General features: G+C 63.1%; 24 protein-coding genes. 8 read left to right on the top strand and 16 right to left on the bottom strand.

The features are described from left to right. Nucleotides 1-57: 57 nt before the first annotated feature. A complete protein-coding gene (locus tag AC0L17_RS12060; protein WP_473515993.1) occupies nucleotides 58-1,389 on the bottom strand; it encodes a PQQ-dependent sugar dehydrogenase in 1,332 nt (443 codons plus the stop codon). 205 nt (nucleotides 1,390-1,594) lie between these two features. Here AC0L17_RS12060 and AC0L17_RS12055 point away from each other — a divergent pair, with 205 nt between their 5' ends. Then, on the top strand, nucleotides 1,595-2,596 hold the full coding sequence (locus AC0L17_RS12055) for a transporter (RefSeq protein WP_473515992.1): 1,002 nt from the start codon (nucleotides 1,595-1,597) through the stop codon (nucleotides 2,594-2,596). A 9-nt stretch (nucleotides 2,597-2,605) separates the two neighbouring features. Here the strand turns inward: AC0L17_RS12055 and AC0L17_RS12050 are convergent, their stop codons facing one another. From AC0L17_RS12050 to cysS, 9 genes are all read right to left on the bottom strand, one after another. Continuing rightward, on the bottom strand, nucleotides 2,606-3,292 hold the full coding sequence (locus tag AC0L17_RS12050; RefSeq protein ID WP_473515991.1) for a glutathione S-transferase family protein: 687 nt from the start codon (nucleotides 3,290-3,292) through the stop codon (nucleotides 2,606-2,608). A gap of 14 nt (nucleotides 3,293-3,306) precedes the next feature. Continuing rightward, the gene (gene rarD, locus AC0L17_RS12045; protein WP_023800735.1) at nucleotides 3,307-4,227 is read right to left on the bottom strand and encodes an EamA family transporter RarD; all 921 of its coding nucleotides are present in this window, start codon (nucleotides 4,225-4,227) and stop codon (nucleotides 3,307-3,309) included. A gap of 83 nt (nucleotides 4,228-4,310) precedes the next feature. After that, nucleotides 4,311-5,927, bottom strand: coding sequence for a citramalate synthase (cimA, locus tag AC0L17_RS12040; RefSeq protein ID WP_473515990.1), 1,617 nt, complete (start codon nucleotides 5,925-5,927; stop codon nucleotides 4,311-4,313). 2 nt (nucleotides 5,928-5,929) lie between these two features. Then, nucleotides 5,930-6,886: a prolyl aminopeptidase gene (gene pip, locus AC0L17_RS12035; RefSeq protein ID WP_473515989.1), complete on the bottom strand. Its 957-nt coding sequence runs from the start codon at nucleotides 6,884-6,886 to the stop codon at nucleotides 5,930-5,932. Beyond that, nucleotides 6,883-7,359 (bottom strand): GFA family protein, encoded by a 477-nt coding sequence (locus AC0L17_RS12030; RefSeq protein ID WP_023800738.1) that lies wholly within the window; start codon nucleotides 7,357-7,359, stop codon nucleotides 6,883-6,885. Before AC0L17_RS12030 ends, pip begins: the two co-directional genes overlap by 4 nt. Then, nucleotides 7,356-7,847, bottom strand: a complete 492-nt coding sequence (locus AC0L17_RS12025; protein WP_287120892.1) for a GFA family protein — start codon at nucleotides 7,845-7,847, stop codon at nucleotides 7,356-7,358. The genes AC0L17_RS12030 and AC0L17_RS12025 overlap by 4 nt, the downstream gene beginning before the upstream one ends. Nucleotides 7,848-7,851: 4 nt before the next feature. Then, nucleotides 7,852-8,238, bottom strand: coding sequence for a VOC family protein (locus AC0L17_RS12020; RefSeq protein ID WP_236386570.1), 387 nt, complete (start codon nucleotides 8,236-8,238; stop codon nucleotides 7,852-7,854). Continuing rightward, nucleotides 8,235-8,642, bottom strand: coding sequence for an endonuclease domain-containing protein (locus tag AC0L17_RS12015; protein WP_473515988.1), 408 nt, complete (start codon nucleotides 8,640-8,642; stop codon nucleotides 8,235-8,237). Before AC0L17_RS12015 ends, AC0L17_RS12020 begins: the two co-directional genes overlap by 4 nt. 178 nt (nucleotides 8,643-8,820) lie before the next feature. After that, nucleotides 8,821-10,290: a cysteine--tRNA ligase gene (gene cysS / locus AC0L17_RS12010; RefSeq protein WP_473515987.1), complete on the bottom strand. Its 1,470-nt coding sequence runs from the start codon at nucleotides 10,288-10,290 to the stop codon at nucleotides 8,821-8,823. Nucleotides 10,291-10,679: 389 nt separating this feature from the next. Between cysS and AC0L17_RS12005 the strand changes: the two genes are divergently transcribed. Next, nucleotides 10,680-10,835 carry a hypothetical protein gene (locus tag AC0L17_RS12005; RefSeq protein WP_023800743.1) on the top strand — a complete coding sequence of 52 codons (156 nt, stop codon included), beginning with the start codon at nucleotides 10,680-10,682 and terminating at the stop codon, nucleotides 10,833-10,835. 79 nt (nucleotides 10,836-10,914) lie between these two features. Here AC0L17_RS12005 and AC0L17_RS12000 read toward each other — a convergent pair whose 3' ends face one another. Next, the gene (locus tag AC0L17_RS12000; RefSeq protein ID WP_473515986.1) at nucleotides 10,915-11,673 is read right to left on the bottom strand and encodes an SOS response-associated peptidase; all 759 of its coding nucleotides are present in this window, start codon (nucleotides 11,671-11,673) and stop codon (nucleotides 10,915-10,917) included. Between the two features lie 124 nt (nucleotides 11,674-11,797). Between AC0L17_RS12000 and AC0L17_RS11995 the strand changes: the two genes are divergently transcribed. From AC0L17_RS11995 to AC0L17_RS11980, 4 genes are all read left to right on the top strand, one after another. Continuing rightward, a complete protein-coding gene (locus AC0L17_RS11995) occupies nucleotides 11,798-12,217 on the top strand; it encodes an NUDIX hydrolase (RefSeq protein ID WP_473515985.1) in 420 nt (139 codons plus the stop codon). A 48-nt stretch (nucleotides 12,218-12,265) separates the two neighbouring features. After that, a complete protein-coding gene (locus tag AC0L17_RS11990; RefSeq protein WP_027152710.1) occupies nucleotides 12,266-12,643 on the top strand; it encodes a TIGR02301 family protein in 378 nt (125 codons plus the stop codon). Nucleotides 12,644-12,973: 330 nt separating this feature from the next. Beyond that, the gene (locus AC0L17_RS11985; RefSeq protein WP_023800747.1) at nucleotides 12,974-13,231 is read left to right on the top strand and encodes a hypothetical protein; all 258 of its coding nucleotides are present in this window, start codon (nucleotides 12,974-12,976) and stop codon (nucleotides 13,229-13,231) included. A gap of 118 nt (nucleotides 13,232-13,349) precedes the next feature. Then, nucleotides 13,350-14,153, top strand: a complete 804-nt coding sequence (locus AC0L17_RS11980; RefSeq protein ID WP_287229971.1) for a hypothetical protein — start codon at nucleotides 13,350-13,352, stop codon at nucleotides 14,151-14,153. A gap of 123 nt (nucleotides 14,154-14,276) precedes the next feature. Here AC0L17_RS11980 and AC0L17_RS11975 read toward each other — a convergent pair whose 3' ends face one another. Continuing rightward, nucleotides 14,277-15,608, bottom strand: a complete 1,332-nt coding sequence (locus AC0L17_RS11975) for a dihydroorotase (protein WP_473515984.1) — start codon at nucleotides 15,606-15,608, stop codon at nucleotides 14,277-14,279. Between the two features lie 82 nt (nucleotides 15,609-15,690). Between AC0L17_RS11975 and ygfZ the strand changes: the two genes are divergently transcribed. Together ygfZ and AC0L17_RS11965 are read left to right on the top strand one after the other, a co-directional pair. Continuing rightward, complete coding sequence (ygfZ, locus tag AC0L17_RS11970; protein WP_473515983.1) at nucleotides 15,691-16,569, top strand: CAF17-like 4Fe-4S cluster assembly/insertion protein YgfZ; 879 nt, start codon at nucleotides 15,691-15,693, stop codon at nucleotides 16,567-16,569. Further along, complete coding sequence (locus AC0L17_RS11965) at nucleotides 16,569-17,201, top strand: HD domain-containing protein (RefSeq protein ID WP_473515982.1); 633 nt, start codon at nucleotides 16,569-16,571, stop codon at nucleotides 17,199-17,201. The genes ygfZ and AC0L17_RS11965 overlap by 1 nt, the downstream gene beginning before the upstream one ends. A 104-nt stretch (nucleotides 17,202-17,305) precedes the next feature. On the opposite strand, the gene AC0L17_RS11960 is transcribed toward AC0L17_RS11965, so the two are convergent. The 4 genes from AC0L17_RS11960 to AC0L17_RS11945 all read right to left on the bottom strand — a co-directional run bounded on the left by AC0L17_RS11960 (nucleotide 17,306) and on the right by AC0L17_RS11945 (nucleotide 21,438). Next, entirely contained in the window at nucleotides 17,306-18,769 is a 1,464-nt protein-coding gene (locus tag AC0L17_RS11960) for a RimK family protein (protein ID WP_473515981.1), read from the bottom strand. A gap of 5 nt (nucleotides 18,770-18,774) precedes the next feature. Further along, nucleotides 18,775-19,872 carry a peptidase C39 family protein gene (locus AC0L17_RS11955; RefSeq protein WP_473515980.1) on the bottom strand — a complete coding sequence of 366 codons (1,098 nt, stop codon included), beginning with the start codon at nucleotides 19,870-19,872 and terminating at the stop codon, nucleotides 18,775-18,777. A gap of 259 nt (nucleotides 19,873-20,131) precedes the next feature. Continuing rightward, nucleotides 20,132-20,923: an anti-sigma factor family protein gene (locus tag AC0L17_RS11950; protein WP_473515979.1), complete on the bottom strand. Its 792-nt coding sequence runs from the start codon at nucleotides 20,921-20,923 to the stop codon at nucleotides 20,132-20,134. Next, nucleotides 20,920-21,438: a sigma-70 family RNA polymerase sigma factor gene (locus tag AC0L17_RS11945; protein WP_473515978.1), complete on the bottom strand. Its 519-nt coding sequence runs from the start codon at nucleotides 21,436-21,438 to the stop codon at nucleotides 20,920-20,922. Before AC0L17_RS11945 ends, AC0L17_RS11950 begins: the two co-directional genes overlap by 4 nt. Nucleotides 21,439-21,716: the final 278 nt, after the last annotated feature.

Raw genomic sequence — 21,716 nt, 5'->3', positions numbered from 1 at the left:
CCTACTGCCCTACTGCCCTACTGCCCTACTGCCCTACTGCCCTACTGCCCTACTGCCCTACTGCCCTACTGCCCTACTGACCCGCCAGATGACATTGCCGACATCGTCGGCGACGAGCAGTGCGCCTCTCTGATCGATAGCAACGCCGACCGGACGGCCCATCGCCCTGCCGTCACGCCCGACGAAGCCAGCGAGCACATCTTTCGGGGAACCGCTCGGTTTACCACCGCGGAACGGCACGAAGATCACCTTGTAACCGCTGAGCACACTTCTGTTCCACGAGCCATGCTGACCAACGAACGCGCCGTTGCCGTAGGCTGGGCCGAGCGACGCCCCTTTGGAGAAGGTCAGTCCCAGCGAAGCGGTATGGGAACCCAGCGCGTAGTCGGGCTTGACCGCCCTAGCCACGAGACCGGGGCGCTGCGGCTTGACGCGTTCGTCGACGTTCTGTCCGAAATAGCTGTAGGGCCAGCCGTAAAAAGCGCCGTCACGAACCGAGGTCATATAGTCCGGCACAAGATCGTCGCCGATCTCGTCACGCTCGTTCACGGCGACCCAAAGCTTGCCGGTTTCAGGGTTCCAGGAGAGCCCGTTCGGGTTGCGCAGCCCTGACGCGAAGACCCGGGTACGGCGGGTCGACCGGTCCACTTCAAGGACGGCGGCGCGGTTCTTCTCCGCGGCCATGCCGTTTTCTCCAACGTTACTGTTGGAGCCGACGGTGACATAGAGCTTGCGTCCATCCGGACTTGCGATCACATCCTTGGTCCAATGATGGTTGAGATCTCCGGCCGGTAAGTCGACGATCTTTTCCGGCGGCGTTGTGGCTCGGGTCTGGCCATTGGAGTAGGGGAAAGCGACAAGCGCGTCGGTGTTCGCTACATAGAGAATGCCTTTGGACAGCGTCATACCAAAGGGAGAATTGAGGCCTTCTGCGAACGTCCTGCGCACATCCGCAATGCCGTCGCCATTGGTGTCGCGCAGGAGCGTGATGCGGTTGGCGCTTTTGGTCGCGGCCCCGGCGCGCTTCATAGCCAGGTCCATAAAGACCTTTCTAAGGCTGAAGCCTTCGTCATGCTTGGCAGGGGCATTGGTTTCGGCAACCAGCACGTCCCCGTTCGGAAGCACGTGCAGCCAGCGCGGATGGTCGAGGCCGGTGGCGTAGGGGTTCACCGTCAGCCCGTTCGCCGGGGTCGGCATATCACCTTTCTGCCAGCCTTTCGCCTCGGCGATGTTGACGGTCGGGATCAGCGTCGGTCTTGGTTTCGGTAAGGTTGGGTTGGGGCCATAGCCGGTTATTGCCCCCGTTTTCTGCGCCGAAAAGCCAGCGCAGCCCGCAATGACGGCTCCCAATACCGCTATGAGTAGGCTTCGTGGGAAGCCGGCATGCATCGGACGTCCTCCGCATGGATTGCGTCGTGCCCTTTACGCAAACGCGAGTCAACGACGTATTATTCCAAACTGGCTCCAAACAACGGCGTTGGTACGCCGCCTCGGATGACCGTCAAAACAGTCACACGAAAACGGTTCGCCCGTGCTAATAATCACAGTCTAGGTCGCCGCCACGCGGCGTATTCGAGAGACTGGCGACGCGATCATGAACATCCCTCTCAATCCAGACGGCAGCGATCTGTCGCCTTACCTGCCGGACGAGCACGGGCTGTTCTTCGTCTATCACTTCACCGCCGAAGGCGCGAGAACCAAAGACGCGACCGCCACACACTGGACCTGGCGCAGCTACCAGCTTTCCGACATGCGTGCCCGCCACGAGATCGCCACCGAGCCGGCTTTGCCGCCGCCGGTGCGCGATGCCTTCCTGTCGGCCGGCCATGGCTGCCATATCGACCTCGAGGGCGACTGGCTCTACGGCGATTTGCCGGACCTGCGCCACGACTATTCGGCGGAGGCGCGCGGGCTTGGCCATTTCCGCTTCGCCTTCAACGACACGATGCTGATCGGCGGCCGCAAGCAACCGCTGCAATCGGTCGACAAGATCCGCAAGGCGATCGACAACGGATCGCGAAAGTTCCGCTCTCCGGCCGAACTGATCGAGGCTGTCATGGGCCAGTCGCTCGACGGCATGACGACGGAACTCGCTGGCCTTGGCGACACGCTCGATGGCATCGAGGACCGCATCGTCTGCGATGCATGGCACAATGAGCGGCAGGCGCTGGTCGATGCGAGGCGGCAACTGGTGGTGATCCATCGGCAGATGGCGACGCTGACCAGCCTGTTCCGCCATCTCGACCATTCGCATCGCAATGACCTGCCGGACGCGATCAACGACATGGCGGCACGGCTTTCGCATCGCGCCCATACCTTGCATCATGACGGCGAGCAATTGCAGGCCCGCGCCCGGCTCTTGCAGGACGAGCTGATGGCCAAGCTGACGACGCAGTCGAACCAGTTGCTTTACATGCTGTCGGTGATGACCGCGGTGCTGTTGCCGATGACGATCGTCTCAGGCCTGTTCGGCATGAATGTCGGCGGGCTGCCGCTGGTCGACACGCCGGTGGGCTTTTGGGTGGCGTCGGCGATATCACTCGCCGTCGCGGTGGTCGTCTATCTGTTCGTCAGGCGGCTGGGGCGCGGGATGTAGCGGCAACCGTTACAAGGTCGCGCGAAAATCCTCGATGACAGTGCCGGCAGCGCGCGCCTCCGCTTCGTGGTTCGGCTCGCGCCACTCCTCTGCAAGGGCTGCCGTGTACCATTCGCGCATCGCCGGCAGAGCCAACAATCGCGCCGGATAGGTGGCAGCTGCGCCCTCGAAGGACAGTCCGTAGGACTGAACCCTAAACGCCACCGGGGCAAAGAAGGCGTCAACGGCAGTGAAGCGATCGCCAGCCAGGAACGGTCCGCCGAAGCGGCGAAGCCCATCGCCCCAGAGATCGCCGAGACGAAAGAGGTCGTGCTTCAGCGCATCCGACATCGGCACCGGCGCGACGCGGACACCGCAGTTCATCGGACAGGAGCCGCGCAAGGCGGTGAAGCTCGAATGCATTTCGGCCGCTGCCGACCGCGCCCAGGCTCGCGCATTCGCGTCGGCGGGCCAGACGCCAGCGTGGCGCTCGGTCAGATATTCGGTGATGGCGAGCGAATCCCAAACTGCCCAGCCGTCGTCAATCAGGCACGGTACGAGGCCGCTGGGCGAGAACGGCCGGTAGAGGCTCCAGCTCGATCCGGTCGGAAACGGTGTCAGCCGCTCCTCAAAGGGGACGCCCAATGTCCGCAGCAGCACCCATGGCCGCAGCGACCACGAGGAATAATTCTTGTTTGCTATGTGCAGCACGTACATCGAAAATCCTCGCTCTAACGCATTGCCGGCCGGATCTCGCGGCCGCGGAACATCGACCAGGAATAGATCGCCAGCGCCGCCCAGATCAGGCCGAAGGCGATGGCCTGGGTGCTGCCGAAGGGTTCGCCGAAAATCAGCACGGCGATCAGGAACACAATGGTCGGCGCGATATACTGCATGATGCCGATGGTGGAGAGACGCAGCAGCTTGGCCCCGAAGCCAAACAGCAGCAGCGGTATGGCGGTGACCGGGCCGCAGCCGATCAGCAGTGCGGTATCGTTTAGGGAACTGGAGACGAAATGGTCCTGCCCGGTGACGATGAGGAAGATGATGTAGCCGAGCGCCGGCACCGACAGCAAAAGCACTTCAAGCAAGAAACCCTGGCTGGGACCGATCGGCAGCGTCTTGCGGAAGAAGGCGTAGGCGGCGAAGGAAAACGCCAGCACCAGCGACACCCAGGGCAGCTTGCCGGCGTCGATCGTCAGCACCGCGACCGCGATGGCCGCCAGCACCACCGCCGCGATTTGCAGCCGGTCGAGCCGTTCGCTGAGCAGCAGCGCGCCGACAACGACGCTGACAAGCGGGTTGATGTAGTAGCCAAGCGCGGTCTCGATAGTACGGTCGACCGCGATGGCCCAGACATAGATGCCCCAGTTGACCGAAATCAGCGCCGCCGTCAGCGCCGCCATGGAAATGATGCGCGGCGAACGCAACGCCGCTTTGAAATCCGCCGTGCGGCCGGCCCAGATCAAAACGGCCGCCGCGATGGGCACCGACCAGACGATGCGGTGCGCGATGACTTCGGCCAGCGGCAGATGTGCGACCGCCTTCATATAGAAGGGCAGCAACCCCCACAGGAGATAGGCGCCCAGCGCCAGCAGGAATCCACGCCGGGCCTTTGAGTCTGCTTCGAGCTGAATTGCATCCATGGCCATGGCCCGACGCTATGCGCCAGCCGCCGGGCCAAGACCATCGCAAAGTTCTGATGGATCAATGGACTTTCGCTGATGGTTCAATCCTACTCCGCCGCGACCAGCCCGGCCATCTCGCGGTTCTTCATCAGCTTGTAGACGATCGAATCCATCAGCGCCTGGAATGAAGCGTCGATGATGTTTTCGGAGACGCCGACCGTCCACCAGCGGGCGCCGGTTGCGTCGTGCGATTCGATCAGCACACGGGTGATCGCCTCGGTGCCGCCATTGAGGATACGCACCTTGAAGTCGGCAAGCTCGAGGTCGGCGATCTCGTTCTGGAACTTTCCAAGATCCTTGCGCAGCGCGATGTCGAGCGCGTTGACCGGGCCGTGCCCTTCCGCCACCGACATCTTCTCCTCGCTATCGACCAGCACCTTGACGATCGCCTCTGAGACCGTCTTCAGCTGGCCATTGGCGTCGAAGCGGCGCTCGACCATGCAGCGGAACGAGGTGACGCTGAAGAATTCCGGCAGGCCGTGCAGCATCTTGCGCGCCAGCAGCTCGAAGCTGGCATCGGCGCCTTCATAGGCATAGCCCTCGGCCTCGCGCTCCTTGACCACTGATATCAGCGCGTCGAGCCGGTGGTCGTCCTTCGGCATTTCTATGCCGCGCCGTTTCAACTCGGCGAGGAAATTGGCCTTGCCGCCCTGGTCCGAGACCATGACCCGGCGGCGGTTGCCGACCGCTTCCGGCGGCACATGCTCGTAGGTGGCCGGCTCCTTGGCCAGCGCCGAGGCATGGATGCCGGCCTTGGTGGCGAAGGCGGAAGCGCCGACATAGGGCGCCTGCGCTTCCGGCGCGCGGTTCAGCAATTCGTCGAAGGCGCGGGACAGGCGCGATATGCCGGCCAACGCGTCGGCCGAGATGCCTGTCTCGAAGCGGCTGGAAAAGGCCGGCTTCAGCGCCAGCGTCGGCACGATCGAGATCAGATTGGCGTTGCCGCAGCGCTCGCCGATGCCGTTCAGCGTGCCCTGGATCTGGCGCACGCCGGCCTCGACGGCGGCCAGCGAATTTGCCACCGCCTGGCCGGTGTCGTCATGGGCATGGATGCCGAGATGGTCGCCCGGTATGCCTGCCTCGATGATCTTCTCGACGATGACGCGCACTTCCGACGGCTGCGTGCCGCCATTGGTGTCGCACAGCACCACCCAGCGCGCGCCGGCGTCGTAAGCGGTCCTGGCGCAAGCCAGCGCATAATCGGGATTGGCCTTGAAGCCGTCGAAGAAATGCTCGCAGTCGACCAGTGCTTCCTTCCCGGCAGCAACCGCCGCCTCGACCGACGCCTTGATCGCCTCGAGGTTTTCCTCGTTGGTGCAGCCCAGCGCGACGCGGACATGGTAGTCCCAGCTCTTGGCGACAAAGCAGATGGCGTCCGACTTCGACTGGACCAGTGCGGCAAGGCCTGGATCGTTCGAGGTCGACACCCCTGCCCGCTTGGTCATGCCGAAGGCGACGAATTTGGCGGTTGCCGTGCGGTGCTTGGCAAAGAAGGCGGTGTCGGTCGGGTTGGCACCGGGATAGCCGCCTTCGATATAGTCGACGCCGAACGCGTCAAGCAGCCCGGCAATGGCGATCTTGTCCTCGACCGAAAAGTCGATGCCTGGCGTCTGCTGGCCATCGCGCAGTGTGGTGTCGAAGAGATAGAGGCGCTCGCGGCCCATGATCATTTCCCCGCAAACTTATCCGTCGCCCGGATCAGCCGGTCGAGGATGCCCGGCTCCGAATAGGCATGGCCGGCGCCCTCGACCAAGTGGAAGTCCGCCTTCGGCCACGCCTTGTGCAGCGCCCAGGCGTAGCGCGCCGGGCACGGCATGTCGTAGCGGCCATGGACGATGGTGCCGGGGATGTCCTTCAACTTGAAGGCATCACACAGCAGTTGCCCTTCCTCAAGCCAGCCGGCATGGACGAAATAATGGTTCTCGATGCGGGCGAAGGCCACGGCGTAATCATCTTCGCCAAACCGGCTGCTGGTTTCCGGATCGGGCAACAGCGTGATCGTCTCGCCTTCCCACAGGCTCCAGGCCCGGGCGGCCTCGACCTGCGCCTTGCGGTCGCTGCCGACCAGCCGCTTGCGATAGGCGGCCATCATGTCGCCGCGCTCGGCCTCAGGGATCGGCGCCAGGAAGCGCTCCCATTTGTCGGGAAACATTTCCGAGACGCCGAACTGATAATACCATTCGAGCTCCGCGCGCGTCAGTGTGTAGATGCCGCGCACGACCAGTTCGCTGACCCGCTCGGGGTGCGTCTCGGCATACGCCAGCGCCAGGGTCGAGCCCCACGAGCCGCCGAACACCAGCCATTTGTCGAAGCTGCACATGTCGCGCAGGCGCTCGATGTCGGCGACCAGATGCCAGGTAGTGTTGGCCTCGAGCGAGGCGTTGGGCGTCGACTTCCCGCAGCCGCGCTGGTCGAACAGGATGACATCGTAAAGCTTCGGATCGAACAGCCGTCGGTGCTTTGGCGAAATGGTGCCGCCCGGTCCGCCATGCAGGAACACGGCCGGCTTGGCGCCCCTGGTGCCGGAACGCTCCCAATAGACCTGATGGCCATCGCCGACATCGAGCATGCCTGAGTCGAAGGCCTCGATCTCCGGATAGAGGGTGCGCAGGTCATTGCTCATAATTTCAGGCCCTGCTGCGGCCAATTGGCCGTCTCGTGATCCGGATGCTGGAAGGAGATGATCGATTCTTGCCTTGTGTAGTAGTCAGGATCGTCATGGACCGGCGCGTCGAAGATCTTCTCCACCCAAGGCAGCCGGGCGGCATAGTTGATCTGGATCTGCGGTGCGAGGTCGGAGCGATCGTCAAAGGCGCCGATGGCGATCTCAAGCCCGCCAGGCTGCCTGTAGGTCAACGGCGTGCCGCAGCGGCTGCAAAAGCCGCGATCGATGTTGACCGACGACTGAAAATAGCTCGGCTCCTCGCGCACCCATTCGACACCGTCCTTCGGCACCGTCACCAGCGCGCCGAAGAAGGAACCGAACTGTTTCTGGCACATGCGGCAATGGCAGATGGAAGGGCGTCCAAGCGCCCCACGAATGCGGAAACGCACGGCGCCGCACTGGCAGCCGCCGGTTCGAACGGTTTCGGTCATGATCTTTCCTCCGGCGGCCATTGTTCGGTGTCGTGGTCGGGGTGCTGGTAAGAGACGAGATCGGCGAGATAGGAGGACGACGAAACATCGGCCATCGTGTCCTCGCCAGGCAATTCGTGGATGTGATCGACATAGGGGAGTTTTGCTTCGGTGCCCCACTGGATGGTCGGCGCGATCTCCTCCGCATGGTCGAAGGCCGCGATGGCGAGTGCGATGCCGTCGGGCGCCTCAAAAGTCAGCGGCGTGCCGCAATCGGCGCAAAAACCGCGCCACGCGGCGTTGGAGGAACGAAAGCGCTTGGGCGCGCCGCGCGTCCAGTCGAGTTTTGCGCCACGCACCGACACCAGCGGCAGGTAGAAATTGCCGCTTGCTTTCTGGCACATGCGACAATGACAGACGGAGGCGTCGCCCAGCGCGCCTTCGACACGGAAACGCACGGCGCCGCACTGGCAGCCGCCTGTGTAGACCGGTCTGTTATCCAGGCTCATCACTTCACTCCGGGGCATGGCAGACGGCTTCGACATTGTTGCCGTCGGGGTCGAAGACAAAGGCGCCATAGTAGTTCGCGTGATAGTGCGGACGAAGGCCCGGCCCACCATTATCCTTGCCGCCGGCGGCGATGGCGGCGGCGTGGAAGGCATCGACTTCAGCGCGGCTGCGCGCGGTGAAGGCGACATGCTGGCGGTCCTTCGGCTTGTCCTTGCCTTGATGCAGCCAGAACACCGGCCGGTCGCGGCCATAGCCGCCGACCTTGGCGCCACCAGTGTATTCCTGCGGCACCATGTAGAGCAGCGAGGCACCGAGCGGCGCCATCGCCCTGTCGTAGAAAGCTTTCGACACGTCGAAATCGGAAACGGTGATGCCAAGATGGTCGATCATGGAACTACCTCCCTCGCTGCTTCGCCGGCCGGCATTTCGGCAGCGGCCAGGCCGGCTTCGATGACGATGTGCTGGCAGACGTTGTCGATGTCGCGAATGACGTCGTCGTTCCAGAAACGCAGGATGGTCCAGCCCAGCGCCTCTAGCTTCGCGCTTCTTGCCAGATCGGATGCCGAAGCTTCAGACCGGGCATGCTGGGAGCCGTCCAGTTCGACAATCAGCTTTTTGGCGGGGCAGGCGAAATCGACGATATAGTGGGCGATAGGCATCTGCCGCCTGAAGGCTAGTCCCATCAGCCTGTGCGCTCTGATTTCATTCCAAAGCTTCAGCTCGGGTTCGGTCATAGCGCTGCGCATCTTGCGCGCATTGCTGCGGTTGTTGGCGGGTACTGGGAAATGCGTCATCGCGGTTCGCCCCCCTCTGTCCTGCCGGACATCTCCCCCTCAAGGGGGGAGATTGGACGGCACTTCGGCTTTCGCCAATCGCCGTCGTTGGTGATTGGGCGCCTCCGGCGAAGCTGCCAATCTCCCCCCTTGAGGGGGAGATGTCCGGCAGGACAGAGGGGGGTGCCTCGCGCCACCTTCACCGCTTTACCTCCCACGTCGTCACGCGCTCGCCCGTGACCAGATCCTTTCCGTCCTTCAGTTGCACGCCCTGCGCCAAAAGCTCGTCGCGAATGCGGTCGGCCTGGGCCCAGTTCTTGGCGGCGATCAGTTCCAGGCGCCTGGCGATGGCCCTGGCGATGGCATCTTCATCGACCTTGGCCGGCGCAACGTCGAAGCCGAGGAACGACAGTGCCGCCTTCAGCGAAGCGGCAGCATCGTTGCCCGCGGCGGCGTTGCCGCCACCGGCAGCATTGGAATCCACAGCCTCGCCGGCCAGTTGCGTCAGCACCTGGAACGCGGAATAGGTTGCGAGATCGTCCGACAAGGCTTCCACCACTTCGACCGGCAATTGATTGGCCGCCGCCGGTGCCAGATCCGCCGCCCGCTTCCATTTGCGCAGCGTATTTTCCGCCTCTTCCAGCTTGCGCACGGAAAAGTCGATCGGCTCGCGATAATGCGTCATCAGCATCGCCAGCCTGAGCACCTCGCCCGGCCATTTGCGGCCGCCAAACGTCTCCGTCTCCAGCAACTCGTTGATCGAGTAGAAGTTGCCCAGGCTCTTGGACATCTTCTGCCCCTCGACCTGCAGGAAGCCGTTGTGCATCCACACCTTGGCCATCACCTCGGTGCCATGGGCGCAGCGCGACTGTGCAATTTCATTCTCGTGGTGCGGGAAGATCAGGTCGAGCCCGCCGCCATGAATGTCGAAGACCTCGCCGAGATAGGCGGCCGACATCGCCGAGCACTCGATGTGCCAGCCCGGCCGGCCCCTGCCCCACGGGCTGTCCCAGCCCGGCTCTTCCGGCGAGGACAGCTTCCACAGCACGAAATCGCCAGGGCTCTTCTTATGCGGATCGACGGCGACGCGAGCGCCGGCCTGCTGTTCGTCGAGATTGCGTTTCGACAATTGGCCGTAGGCCGGCATCGAGGCCGTGTCGAACAGAACTTCGCCTGCCGCAACATAGGCATGGCCGCGTTCGATCAAGCGTTGAATCAAGGAGATCATGTCGACTTTGCCATCTGCGCGCGGCTCGACGAATTCAGTGGCCCGCGGCTCGACCGTAGGTTGCAGGCAGCCGAGCGTCGCCACATCCTTGTGGAACTGGTCAGCGGTCTTTTCGGTGACCCGCCGGATCGCCTCGTTCAGCGACAGCTTTCCCGAGGCAATCTCGGTGCCGAAATCGCGCAGCGCGCGGTCGTTGATCTTGTCGTCGACATCCGTGATGTTGCGCACATAGGTGACGTGCGCTTGCCCGTAGAGATGGCGCAGCAGACGAAACAGCACGTCGAAGACGATCACCGGCCGCGCATTGCCGATATGGGCAAAGTCGTAGACCGTCGGGCCGCAGACATACATGCGCACATTGCGCGGATCGATCGGGAAGAAATCCTCCTTGGTCCGCGTCAGCGTGTTGTAGAGGCGCAGGCCCTTCGATGCGTCAGACATTCGTGCCTTCCCGGTGCGTTACTTTTTGGTTGGGGCCACTTGCGCCGAGACGCAAATCAGCCACCAGCCTGCTGGCCGGGGCGTTTGTCCACTCTAGAAGGAAGATAGGCGAAAACGTCCGGACCAGCGCGAAGCTAGCCAATAATGCAGATGCCACAAATGGCGAAAGACGTTCTCATGAGCGGCTTTATCGCCTCAGCCAGTGTTGCCGTCAAGTCGCAACTTTCGGCAAAAGAGCCGCTGGATCACAGCTAATGACGCGGCGAAACATTTTATTAAACATCTCGGCACAGTCATGAAACATTCACCGGCTAGATCAGCAGATGTCACGATTTGGTCGGATTCGACCAGCAAACGCGGACACGAAGACGTTACCAGGGAAGAGAAAGATGCCTCGAGCCAAGCAGGACTCCAGCAGCGCCAAGCAACCGGCGCTCGCCAGCCAATACCGGGCGATCGGCCCGGCCGCGATCGTCGCCGCCCTTCTCCACACAGCGAAGAAGAAGAAGCCGGTGCAGAAGATCACCTCGCCGCGCGCTGCCTGATGTGACGTGCGGCCGGCGGGTTCGCCAGGAAATGGCAGCGCCGGCAATGAAGGCGCTGAAGCGCTCCAGAAAATAGCAGCTACTGCTGAAACAAGCTCATCTGACTGTCGTCGGCGCCCGGCTTCCGGCGCCTGGCCTTCTTGAACTCCGGCCACCTTTCCTGAATCTCCGGTCCGGTGTTGGCGACCTTGTTGACGAGGTCGGAAACCGGGACGGCCTCGAAGAAATCGAGTTGTGCCGGTCTGAGCAGGTCGGCCACGTCGCGCGGCTCGCGCGTGCGGCAATCCAGCCAGTGGGCGAAATCCTGCGGATCTATCACCACCGGCATCCGGTCGTGGATATGGGCAATGTCGGCATTGGCGTTGACGGTCAGGATGGCGCCGGTGTCCATCTCCGAGCCGCCCGGCTCGGCATAGGTCTCGATCAGTCCGGCGAAGGCGACAAGCCCGCCATGCTTCGGCCGCACCCAATAGGGCTGTCCCCGCTTGCCGCCTGATTGACGCCATTCGTAGAAGCCGGAAGCCGGCACCAAAGCGCGGCGGTGGCGCATGGCGGCGCGAAACGAGGCCTTTTGCGCGGCTCCCTCCGAGCGCGCGTTGAACAGCAAAGGAAACGCACGCGTGTCCTTCACCCATGCCGGGATCAGCCCCCAGCGCACCAGCATCGGCTGCCGGTCTGGAAGGTTCGAGCCTGGCGCCCGCGGCACGCCTGCAATCGCCATCAGCACCGGCTGCGTCGGTGCGGTGTTGTAGCGGGGCGGGAAATCCTCCAGTTCTGGCAGACCGAGAAAAGCGGCGGCCCGGTCCGGCGTGGCGGTCAAGGCGAAGCGTCCGCACATAAGCTGAAACTCGTTAGATTGGTCGGATGTGAAGGTGGCGATGGAACCGGCGTTGCGCAACCGCTAATGCTTGCTCTCGCCGACCGGTCCACAACCGGCTGCGGCAAATGGCGATCGGAGATCCATGGACGAGATGCGCAAAATACTCCCAGCTGTATCTGTCGCCATTGTCCGCGGCGACACGATGCTGCTGGTCAAGCGGGCGCGGCAGCCTTCGCAAGGATTCTACGCGTTTCCAGGCGGCAAGGTCGAGGCCGGCGAAACGCTGGAACAAGCCGCGCAGCGCGAATTGCTGGAGGAAACCGGGTTGCATGCGCACAACTACCGCCGCCTTCGGGAAATCCACATCGACGGCGGCAGCGACGGGCACCCGGTCGACTATCTGCTGACGGTATTCGGCGCCACCTATGCCGGCGGCGAGCCCGTGGCCAGCGACGACGCCGAGACCGCCGCCTTCTATACACTCAGCGAAATGACGGCGCTGCCGATTGCCGCTTCGGTGTTTGCTGTTGCCGACGAATTGCTCAGGAATACAGGCGCGTAACCTCCAAAATCGCCTTGCAGGCGACAAATTGTTTGGCCACATAGATTTATGATCCGCGCATCGGTTTTCCTTGCAGCTTGCCTCGCCGCCAGTACGGCAATCGGGGCGCGGCCGGCCATGGCCGCCGAGTCGCCGTTCGAGCCGGGGCTGATGCGGCTGGCCGAGGTGCTTGGGTCGCTGCATTTCCTGCGTAATCTGTGCGGCGAGAAGGGCGACCAATGGCGGGTCGAGATGGAGAAGCTGATTGCTTCGGAAAACCCGAACCCGGAGCGGCGCGCCCGCTTCATCGCCAGCTTCAACCGCGGCTACCGCTCCTTTGGCGGCACCTATACACAGTGTACCGCCTCGGCGACCGAAGCCATCAGCCGCTACATGAAGGAAGGCGAGACGCTGTCGCGCGACATCGCCTCGCGCTACGGCAACTGAGCCTGGCTCCCCCTGCTTGTGTCCCGGCCCGCTTGTGTCTGGTGGCGTCTTGGTGCAATTGTTGTGTTGCACTTCTGCAACGGTGTTAACAAAAGGTTACGGCGCGGATGTGGAATTAACTCAAACTGAAGGTTTTCATCCCGCTCGCCGGCCTAATCGGCTAAGTTTTGAATCGGATCGAACGCAGGTTTGCAAAACGTGACGAACCCTTGTCGAAACGACCCCAGAAATGTCGTATTTACAAGTACTTACTTAACCTGCGAGTAAAAGGGACAGCCCAAGCCTGATCCGCATCCGCCGGATCGCCGCTTGAAAAGGGTGGACATCGCAATGGAACATGGCGTCAACGACATCGACGCGCTGGTCAGGGAAGAAAAGCGCCTGACTGCAGTGGAAAGCCACAGCGAGGCCTGGGCGGAAGGGCTTTCGGCCGGAATCGAGACGGAAATCATCGCCGAGGCGGCCCTCGAAACCGCGTTCGGCGAGATGCTGCGCGCCAATGGCGAGACCTCAGCCCTTGCCTTGCTCGACCGCATGCGTGAAAAGGTGATAGCTGGGGCCTTCGAGCCGGGACGGCTGCGGCACTGATTGGCATCAGGCTCTTCGATGACGGCGTGCCGCTTGGGCGTCATGCCCCGGGCACCTGGGCGGGCCTGGGCACCTGTAAGGGCCCGGGCACCTGGACGGAATCATGGAGAGGCAGGCGGTGAATTTTTCGACGTCAGGCCAGCCGCGTGGCTTGGCCCTCAGCATCCGGCTTGCCGCTTTTTGCGCCGCGTTTCCGCTGGCGCTTTGCCTCGCAATCAGCCCCGCCTATGCTTTGAGTGAAATCAAGCGCGAGGACCTGCCCTCGCCAGTCACGCCGCCCGCCGACGACGACATGTCGCCGCCCGGAACCGCGGTGCCGACGCCCGGCCCGCTCGGCGCGACGCCGCCTGCGGCGAGCCAACCGACGCCACCCGACGAACGGGAACAGGTCGAACCGGGCGGGCCAACAGACGATGGTGGCATAGCCAATCCGCAAGTCGACCCGGATGAACCCTTGCCCGAGGTCGTCTACGATCTCGGCAAGCTGCCGGAGCCGGTCAGGCGCATGCACGACTTGATTATCGGGGCCTGCAAGAGCGGCGACATCGAAAAACTCCGGCCGCTGATCGGCCAGGGCGATGCGATGACCCAATTGTCGCTGGCCGAGATCGAAGGCGATCCGATCACCTTCCTGAAAGGGCTTTCGGGCGACGCGGAAGGCCAGGAAATCCTCGCCATCCTGGAAGAGGTGCTCAGTGCCGGCTATGTCCATGTCGATGTCGGCACGCCGCAGGAGCTCTATGTCTGGCCATATTTCTTCGCGCTGCCGCTGGACAAGCTCGACGCCAGGCAGCGGGTCGAGCTGTTCAAGATCGTCACCGCCGGCGACTATGACAGCATGAAGCAGTTCGGCGCCTACATCTTCTACCGCGTCGGCATCACCCCGGATGGACAGTGGACGTTTTTCGTCGCCGGAGACTGAGCGGCATAGCCTCTCCTACCCTCAAGCCCGCCCAGAGCATCGGAGTGGATACCGGTTTTGGGAAAATCCGATGCTCAAACAGAAGATAAGCGGCGGGACGATGCGATTTGAAAGTCCGCCGCTCTATACCGCCAGCGCCTCGGAAAACTCCACCGCACTGCCCTGTCCGGGGGTGACGATCTCGCCTTCCCACATCACACGCCGGCCGCGCACGACGGTGCCGACCGGCCAGCCGGTGACTTGCCGGCCGTCATAGGGTGTCCAGCCGGCCTTCGAGCCTGCCTGCGCATTGGTGATGGTCTCGCGGCGCTTCAGATCGACGATCGTGAAATCGGCGTCGTAGCCGGCGGCGATGCGGCCTTTCCTGGCCATGCCGAAGATACGCTGCGGGCCGTGGCTGGACAGGTCGACGAAACGCTGCAACGTCAGCCGGCCGGCATTGACATGGTCGAGCATGATCGGCACCAGCGTCTGCACGCCGGTCATGCCCGACGGCGAGGCCGGGTAGGGTTTCGCCTTCTCGGCCAGCGTGTGCGGGGCGTGGTCGGAACCCAGCACATCGACAATGCCTTGCGCAATGCCGCGCCAGATGCCGTCGCGGTGGCGCGATGCGCGCACCGGCGGGTTCATCTGGATCAGCGTGCCAAGCTGCGCATAATCGTCCGCGCTCAGCGTCAGATGATGCGGCGTCGCCTCGCAGGTCGCGACGTCCTTGTGCTGTTCGAGGAAAACAATCTCCTCGGCGGTCGAGATGTGCAGCACGTGGATGCGGGCGCGAACCTGGCGCGCAATGCGCACCAGGCGCTCGGTGCAGCGTAAGGCGGCGATCTCGTCGCGCCACACCGGATGCGAGGCCGGGTCGCCCTCGATGCGTTCGCCGAGCCGCTCGCGCAGCCGGAATTCGTCCTCGGAATGGAAGGCCGCACGGCGGCGGGTATTCCTCAGGATCGAGGCAACGCTTTCATCGTCCTCGACCAAAAGGTCACCGGTCGACGAGCCCATGAACACTTTTATGCCGGCAGCACCGGGTAGCCGCTCAAGGTCGCCGGCGTCCTTTGCGTTCTCGCGGGTGCCACCGACCCAGAAGGCAAAGTCGCAATGCATGCGGCCGGTGGCACGCCGAACCTTGTCGGCAAGCGCTGCTTCGCTGGTGGTCAGCGGGTTGGTGTTGGGCATCTCGAAGACGGCGGTGACGCCGCCCAGCGCCGCTGCCCGCGAACCTGTCTCCAGATCTTCCTTGTGCTCCAGCCCCGGCTCGCGGAAATGCACCTGGCTGTCGACGACGCCCGGCAGGATGTGCAGGCCGCGACAGTCGACCGTTTCGCCAGCGGAAGCCTGGCCGAGATCGCCGATAGCGGCGATGCGCCCGCCGTTGATGCCGATGTCGCGCCGGCCTTCGCCGTCGTGGTTGACCACCGTGCCGCCTGTCAGGATGAGGTCGTAGGTCGTGGCCATGCTGATCCGGTCTCTTGCGGGGGGAGTGCCAGCGGCTTACGTAATGGCCGACCGTTTTGCAAGATCAGGTTCTTTTCCGCCCATGCCCTTTGCCCAGTTGAAAGACCGCGCGCTCGTTTCCGTGTCAGGACCGGATGCCGAGAGTTTTTTGCAGAACATTCTGACCAGCGACCTCGACGCACTGCCTGCCGGCGAGGCAAAGCCGGGCGCTTTGCTGACGCCGCAAGGCAAGATTCTGTTCGACTTCCTGATCTCCCGCGCTGGCGAGAATTTGTTCCGCCTCGAATGCCGATCCGATATATCAGACGATTTCATACGCCGGCTGATGCTCTACAAATTGCGCGCCAAGGTCGAGATCGCCAAGGCAGATCAGGGGCTTGTCGCTGTTGTTTGGGGGGATGATTCAACTGCTTCGCAGTTCGATTCAAACTCGGTTGCCGATGCGCGGTTCCGCGACGCGTCCGTGACGCGCTTTTATGGCGGCACGGCCGCCGGCGGCGATCCGGCCGCATGGCAAGCTCTGCGCATCGCCCATGGGATTGCCGAAAGTGGCAGCGACTATCAGCTCGGCGACGCCTTCCCGCATGATGTGCTGCTCGACGAGACCGGCGGCGTCGGCTTCAGGAAGGGTTGCTATGTCGGCCAGGAGGTGGTTTCGCGGATGCAGCATCGCGGCACCGCCAGACGGCGGGTGCTGATCGTTTCGGCCGAACGGCCCCTGCCCGCTCCCGGCACAGAGTTGACAGTTGCAGGGCGACCGGTCGGCACGCTTGGCACGGCTGCCGGCACGGCGGGCCTCGCCATAGCCCGCGTCGACCGCGTCAAGGCAGCGCTCGACTCCGGCCAGCCGATCATGGCGGATGACGTCCCGGTGTCGCTCACCATCCCGGCCTGGGCGAAATTCACTTTTCCGATGGAAACCGTTGGCCCGCAGGAATCCGTCGGCGCGGAGGAGGCCTGATGGCGGCCGACCGTCCCGGCGCGCCGCCGCGCGCCTGGCAGCGCATGCTGTCGGGCCGGCGGCTCGATCTGCTCGACCCCTCGCCGCTCGACATCGAGATTTCGGACATCGCCCATGGGCTTGCCCGCGTCGCCCGCTGGAATGGCCAGACCATCGGCGATCACGCCTTTTCCGTCGCCCAGCATTCGCTGCTGGTCGAGGCGCTTTTCGGCGAGCTGGCGCCGGACGCCCCAGCCGATGCGCGGCTGGCGGCTTTGCTGCACGACGCGCCGGAATATGTCATCGGCGACATGATCTCACCGTTCAAATCGGTGATGGGCGGCAGCTACAAGGAGTGCGAGCTGAGGCTGCAGCACGCCATCCATCTGCGGTTTTCGCTGCCGGTCGAACCGGTTGCGGGCCTGCGCAAGGAGATCAAGCGCGCGGACCAGATCGCCGCCTATTTCGAGGCGACGCTGCTTGCCGGCTTTTCGATCGCCGAGGCGACCGAATTCTTCGGCCGGCCGCGCGGATTCAATGCCGACCGCTTCGATTTCACCCCGCGTTCGGTGACCTGGGCGCAAAACGCGTTCCTCAAACGGTATGCGGCAATCGAGAAATCGCGGCGCCAAACAGTGCAGCCGGCCGACTGAAAAATGCTGAGGGGATAACTGCGCCGTCCTCGGGCGGGGAGCCGAAGGAGTGTGCCCGCCGCGACGGATAGAAAGCTGGGGCGTCGATCGGAAACACCCCCCTGCTACCGTCCCTGTCGGTCGAGCCGCTCCAGGAACCACTGCGTCAGCCGCACCCAGACCTCGTCTTTTTCGCCAGAGTCCTCCCAGCCATGGTCGAGGTTGGGATTGTCGTTGACCTCTATGACGAAGACACCGTCCTTGGTCTCCTTGAGGTCGACGCCGTAGAGGCCATCGCCGATGCAGCGCGCCGCCCTCACCGCCGTCTCGACGACATGGACCGGCGCCTCCTTCAAGGTGAAGGTCTTGATGCCGCCCTGGTCGGGCTTGCCGTTGGCCTTGTGGTTGACGATCTGCCAGTGCTTCTTGGCCATCAGGTAGTGCACGGCAAACAGCGGCTGGCCGCCGAGCACGCCGACGCGCCAGTCATATTGGGTCGGAATGAATTTCTGTGCGATCAGGAGATCGGAATCCTCCAGCCATTCGGTGGCAAGCGTCTTCAGCTCCTCAAAGGTAGCGCATTTCTTGACTCCGCGTGAAAACGACGAGTCCGGGATTTTCAGCACCAGCGGAAAGCCCAGCGTCTGCGCCGCCACTTCAAGGTCCGAGATGCCGGCGATCATCACCGTCGGCGGCACCGGCACCTTGTTGTAGGTCATCAGCTCGTTGAGATAGACCTTGTTGGTGCAGCGGATCATCGACAGCGGATCATCGATGACCGGCATGCCTTCCTGCTGGGCGCGGCGCGCGAAGCGATAGGTGTGATTGGAGATCGAAGTCGTCTCGCGGATGAACAGCGCGTCGTAGTTGGCGAGCTTGGCCAGATCCTTTTTGGTGATCGGCTCGATTTCGACGCCCATCTTCTCGGCGATCTTGGCCCAATAGCGTAGCGACGAGATCTCCGATGGCGGCAACTCCTCATGCGGATCGACCAGCGTGGCGAAGGTGTAGCGAGCCGGCGTGCGGCCCTTGGTGTCACGCCACTCGCGGCTGGTGTAGGTCTCAAGGCACTGAAGAAAGCGCTTTTCTTCCTCCTCGGTCATCCTGGCCAGCGGATGGAAGCCGATCTTGCGGATCGACGCCCATTCGGCGCTGTCCGTGATGTGGACTTCCAACGCCGGCGCCCGGAACCAGTCGAACAAAAGCTTGGCGAAGCGATCCCATATCTTCGACGAGCCGATGCCGAAAAAGATGCAGACTTTTTGCGGAAAGGCTCCGCCCAGATCCTTGCGGCATTTGTTGAGCGCGAGTTCCAGTTCCGGCAGCGCATGCTCGTAGAGCTTGCGCTCGGACAGGTCGATCATCGTCTCGACCGTCGGAATGACCTTGTGACCGCGCGAACCGGCGAGCAGCGAGGCATAGTAGCCGCGGCTTTGGTAGCCGTAATTGTTCGACAGGTTGATGACTTTCGGCCGTTGGCCGCGAAACAGCGCCGGATGCGCAAGATAGTCGCGATTGGTGATGATCTTGTGCGGTGTCGCCACCTGATCGAGATCGTTCTGCCGGCCGGTAAGGATGACCCAGGTCATTGTCTTCAGCGCTTTCCGAGGATTATGGCGGCACGCAATCCATCGCGGCCGAATTGCGCCATGTTCATGAAGATGCCGTAAGGCACCGGAATGTTGGCGGCATCAAGGATGGTCTCCTGCCTCTCGTCTTCGACCCAGGGATCGTGGATCAGGATATGGTCGCCATCGTCGCCGATGGCCAGCACCCAGTGCGGAACCTTCTTGCCGAACATAAGGAAGCCGCTGATCAGGACCAACACCAGTTTTCCTTCTGCGATTGCGGTGCGGATATCGTCGATGGCGAATGGACGGTAATTCACCGGGATGCCGTAACGTTCCGCGCGCCGGCGAAAGTCGACCTGCGCCAGTTCCATCACCCGGCGCTTGTCTTGGCTGCGCACCGACTGCAGGAACAGCGCACCATGGAAGGAGACATATATCTCGGCAGAGAGCCCGCTTTCGTGGCCGGCAACGGCGAGGCCGAACGGCTCGCAGCCGCCCGGCCCCGACATCATGAAAACGGTTGTCGACTCGCGCCACAAACGGATTTCCATCACCGGGTCGGGCACGAAGCCGGCATCGAAATTGGCCATCGCCATCATCAGGCAGCACGGGCCGCAAGTGAAATCGCAGGTCTGCTGGTAGAACGGCACCCTAGTGGCGACCGGAATGTCGCCGCGCAAGGTCTTTTCGTAGCGCAGCGCCGTGGCGCCGTCCTCGTAATAGCCCGGTTCGCGGCCGATCTTGCGGTAGCCGCTCTGCTCGTAAATGCGGATGGCTCGGCTGTTGTCCTCGCGCACCTCGAGACGCAGCATCATGCGGTTGTGCTCGAAGGCGGCTTCCTCGGCCCGTTTCAACAGCATGCGGCCAATGCCGAGCCCGCCGAAAAGCGGTCCGGTGGCAATGGAATAGAGCCGCGCGACTCCGCTGCCCTTGCGAAACAGCACGACCGCATAGCCGGCGATGCGGCCGTCGTTTTCGGCAACCAGCATCTCGGCGGTCTCGCGTTCGATCAACTGACGAAAGGAGCGGCGGGAAATGCGGTCGCCAGAGAAAGCAGCTTTTTCGATCGCCGCGAGGTCATCGACGTCGGACGCGCGGGCCGTGCGGATCTCGGCAGGCATGCGGGCTTGGAAAACCTCGATTGGATTCTTGGAAAGGCCTGGTCAGAAGTGTCGACAACACAGCCGAAGCGCCAGCATCCGTCAAGCGCTATCGCACCTCGGTTCGGGCTGAAATTTTACAGTTTCGGCGGCGCATGATCCCCAAAAAATCGAAATCGATTTGCGGAAAGGATGATGCGCAAATTAAAGTGCTACAGCGTCCTTTGCGTGTCCAAAGACGCGCGGCGCTGTAGACGCAAGCTTTGAAAAACAGCGCAGCTCAGCTGGCAAGCCCGGCGACAAGCTGGCTGTAGGCGCTCTTCGCCACTGCAGTCAGCTGCGCGCGCGGCAGCGAGCCGACGACGGCGCAGCCATAGCCCTTGTCCAACCAGTAGATCGCCTCGGGGCCGTCTTCTTCCGATCCATAAGTGCCCTTGGTCTTCTCGGCCGATTCCGCTGTGACGAACAGCGAGATGCGCTCGCCCTTGGCGTCCTCATAAAGCAACATCGCGGCCTTGCTCTCGCCAGCGGGCAGCAACCGACCGCCGACGAGCTGGAATCCTTGCGCCGCCAGATCCGGTGCGACCAGCTTCAGGCCGACCCTGTTGGACAGCCAGGTCTGCAGATGATCCTTGTCGCTGGCCGGCACTTCCACCGCATGCCGCTGCTCGGCGGCATAGAGGACATGGGCTGCGATCGCCTGCTCGGCGAGTTGATCCTCGGCCGGGTCTTCCACACCGAGATGGTCGATGCCGGCGACATAACCGCCGACACCGCCGATGGCCAACATCGCCGCTGCGGCAGCCGCCCGCCACCAGCGCGAGCTCGATGCCGCCGTCTTGACCGGCGCCTCACCGAACACGATATTTTGCAACCGCGCCGGCACCGGCTCGTCGAGCACGCCGGCGAAGGCGGCGCGCAGCGCTGCGCGGTCGGCGACATAGCGGACGCTCCTCGCCTTCATTTCAGGATTGGCCTCGAGCCAGGCATCATAAGCCACGCGCTCGTCAACCGGCAGCTCGTCATCGAGGGCCATATGGATGTCGCGTTCGGAAAAGTCGCGCCGGGTCATTTCTCGACGATCCTTATCGCCCGGCGACGCGCGGCATCATCCAGCAACCCGCGCAATTCGTCACGCCCGCGCGCGATGCGCGACATCAGCGTGCCGGCCGGGACGCCGAGGATGTTGGCGGCCTCGGCATAGGAAAAGCCTTCGATGGCGACCATGACCAGTGCTGCGCGCCGATCGGGGCTGATCGCCTGCAACGCGTCGATGATCTCGCGCGAAGCGATGCTCTCCACCTGCTCAGCGGGCGCTGCCTGCGCCTCGCGCGCTTCCAGCGGCAGGATCGCTGCTTCGCCGCGCCGGTTCACCTTGCGCATCTGGTCGATGAACAAATGATGCATGATCGTAAACAGCCACCTCCTGGGGCTTTCTCCAGTCTGCCAATTGTCGAGCCGCACAAGCGCCCGTTCGAGACAGTCCTGAACGAGATCGTCGGCGGAATCGCGATCGCGCAGCAGCGAGCGCGCATAACGGCGCAGGCGTGGTATCTCGCCCAGGATTGCTGCCTTCTTGTGGTCCATGACCGCTGGTTCTGAGGTCGCCCTTGTTCATCCGATTGAACGCGCCTTCACGGCGCGGCGCAAGCGGCCAGCGCGAAGCGGTCCGCCGCCCGGCCACCCAAGCAACAAGATAACGCTGGCGGCGGGGGATTTATTCCCGGGTGGGATTGAGAGGCAAAGCAGAGTCCTCCCATCGCGGGCGACTCGACAAAGGCCCGATAAAGTTGTGTGCGTCAAGTTCTGCAAAAATGGCGTGGCATTCAGCGGTGACGTTGGCGTGTCCGCCGCGCAGCCCCGTG

This window comes from Mesorhizobium sp. WSM4829 (genome assembly GCF_055811475.1).
Note: the sequence above shows the minus strand (reverse complement) of the source record. Positions and strands in the feature narration are given on the sequence as shown.

What these genes read in the sequence shown, in the direction of transcription:
- AC0L17_RS12060 (WP_473515993.1), bottom strand. Translation starts at nt 1,389, where the DNA reads ATGCATGCCGGCTTCCCACGAAGCCTACTCATAGCGGTATTGGGAGCC.
- AC0L17_RS12055 (WP_473515992.1), top strand. Translation starts at nt 1,595, where the DNA reads ATGAACATCCCTCTCAATCCAGACGGCAGCGATCTGTCGCCTTACCTG.
- AC0L17_RS12050 (WP_473515991.1), bottom strand. Translation starts at nt 3,292, where the DNA reads ATGTACGTGCTGCACATAGCAAACAAGAATTATTCCTCGTGGTCGCTG.
- rarD (WP_023800735.1), bottom strand. Translation starts at nt 4,227, where the DNA reads ATGGCCATGGATGCAATTCAGCTCGAAGCAGACTCAAAGGCCCGGCGT.
- cimA (WP_473515990.1), bottom strand. Translation starts at nt 5,927, where the DNA reads ATGGGCCGCGAGCGCCTCTATCTCTTCGACACCACACTGCGCGATGGC.
- pip (WP_473515989.1), bottom strand. Translation starts at nt 6,886, where the DNA reads ATGAGCAATGACCTGCGCACCCTCTATCCGGAGATCGAGGCCTTCGAC.
- AC0L17_RS12030 (WP_023800738.1), bottom strand. Translation starts at nt 7,359, where the DNA reads ATGACCGAAACCGTTCGAACCGGCGGCTGCCAGTGCGGCGCCGTGCGT.
- AC0L17_RS12025 (WP_287120892.1), bottom strand. Translation starts at nt 7,847, where the DNA reads ATGAGCCTGGATAACAGACCGGTCTACACAGGCGGCTGCCAGTGCGGC.
- AC0L17_RS12020 (WP_236386570.1), bottom strand. Translation starts at nt 8,238, where the DNA reads ATGATCGACCATCTTGGCATCACCGTTTCCGATTTCGACGTGTCGAAA.
- AC0L17_RS12015 (WP_473515988.1), bottom strand. Translation starts at nt 8,642, where the DNA reads ATGACGCATTTCCCAGTACCCGCCAACAACCGCAGCAATGCGCGCAAG.
- cysS (WP_473515987.1), bottom strand. Translation starts at nt 10,290, where the DNA reads ATGTCTGACGCATCGAAGGGCCTGCGCCTCTACAACACGCTGACGCGG.
- AC0L17_RS12005 (WP_023800743.1), top strand. Translation starts at nt 10,680, where the DNA reads ATGCCTCGAGCCAAGCAGGACTCCAGCAGCGCCAAGCAACCGGCGCTC.
- AC0L17_RS12000 (WP_473515986.1), bottom strand. Translation starts at nt 11,673, where the DNA reads ATGTGCGGACGCTTCGCCTTGACCGCCACGCCGGACCGGGCCGCCGCT.
- AC0L17_RS11995 (WP_473515985.1), top strand. Translation starts at nt 11,798, where the DNA reads ATGGACGAGATGCGCAAAATACTCCCAGCTGTATCTGTCGCCATTGTC.
- AC0L17_RS11990 (WP_027152710.1), top strand. Translation starts at nt 12,266, where the DNA reads ATGATCCGCGCATCGGTTTTCCTTGCAGCTTGCCTCGCCGCCAGTACG.
- AC0L17_RS11985 (WP_023800747.1), top strand. Translation starts at nt 12,974, where the DNA reads ATGGAACATGGCGTCAACGACATCGACGCGCTGGTCAGGGAAGAAAAG.
- AC0L17_RS11975 (WP_473515984.1), bottom strand. Translation starts at nt 15,608, where the DNA reads ATGGCCACGACCTACGACCTCATCCTGACAGGCGGCACGGTGGTCAAC.
- ygfZ (WP_473515983.1), top strand. Translation starts at nt 15,691, where the DNA reads ATGCCCTTTGCCCAGTTGAAAGACCGCGCGCTCGTTTCCGTGTCAGGA.
- AC0L17_RS11965 (WP_473515982.1), top strand. Translation starts at nt 16,569, where the DNA reads ATGGCGGCCGACCGTCCCGGCGCGCCGCCGCGCGCCTGGCAGCGCATG.
- AC0L17_RS11960 (WP_473515981.1), bottom strand. Translation starts at nt 18,769, where the DNA reads ATGACCTGGGTCATCCTTACCGGCCGGCAGAACGATCTCGATCAGGTG.
- AC0L17_RS11955 (WP_473515980.1), bottom strand. Translation starts at nt 19,872, where the DNA reads ATGCCTGCCGAGATCCGCACGGCCCGCGCGTCCGACGTCGATGACCTC.
- AC0L17_RS11950 (WP_473515979.1), bottom strand. Translation starts at nt 20,923, where the DNA reads ATGACCCGGCGCGACTTTTCCGAACGCGACATCCATATGGCCCTCGAT.
- AC0L17_RS11945 (WP_473515978.1), bottom strand. Translation starts at nt 21,438, where the DNA reads ATGGACCACAAGAAGGCAGCAATCCTGGGCGAGATACCACGCCTGCGC.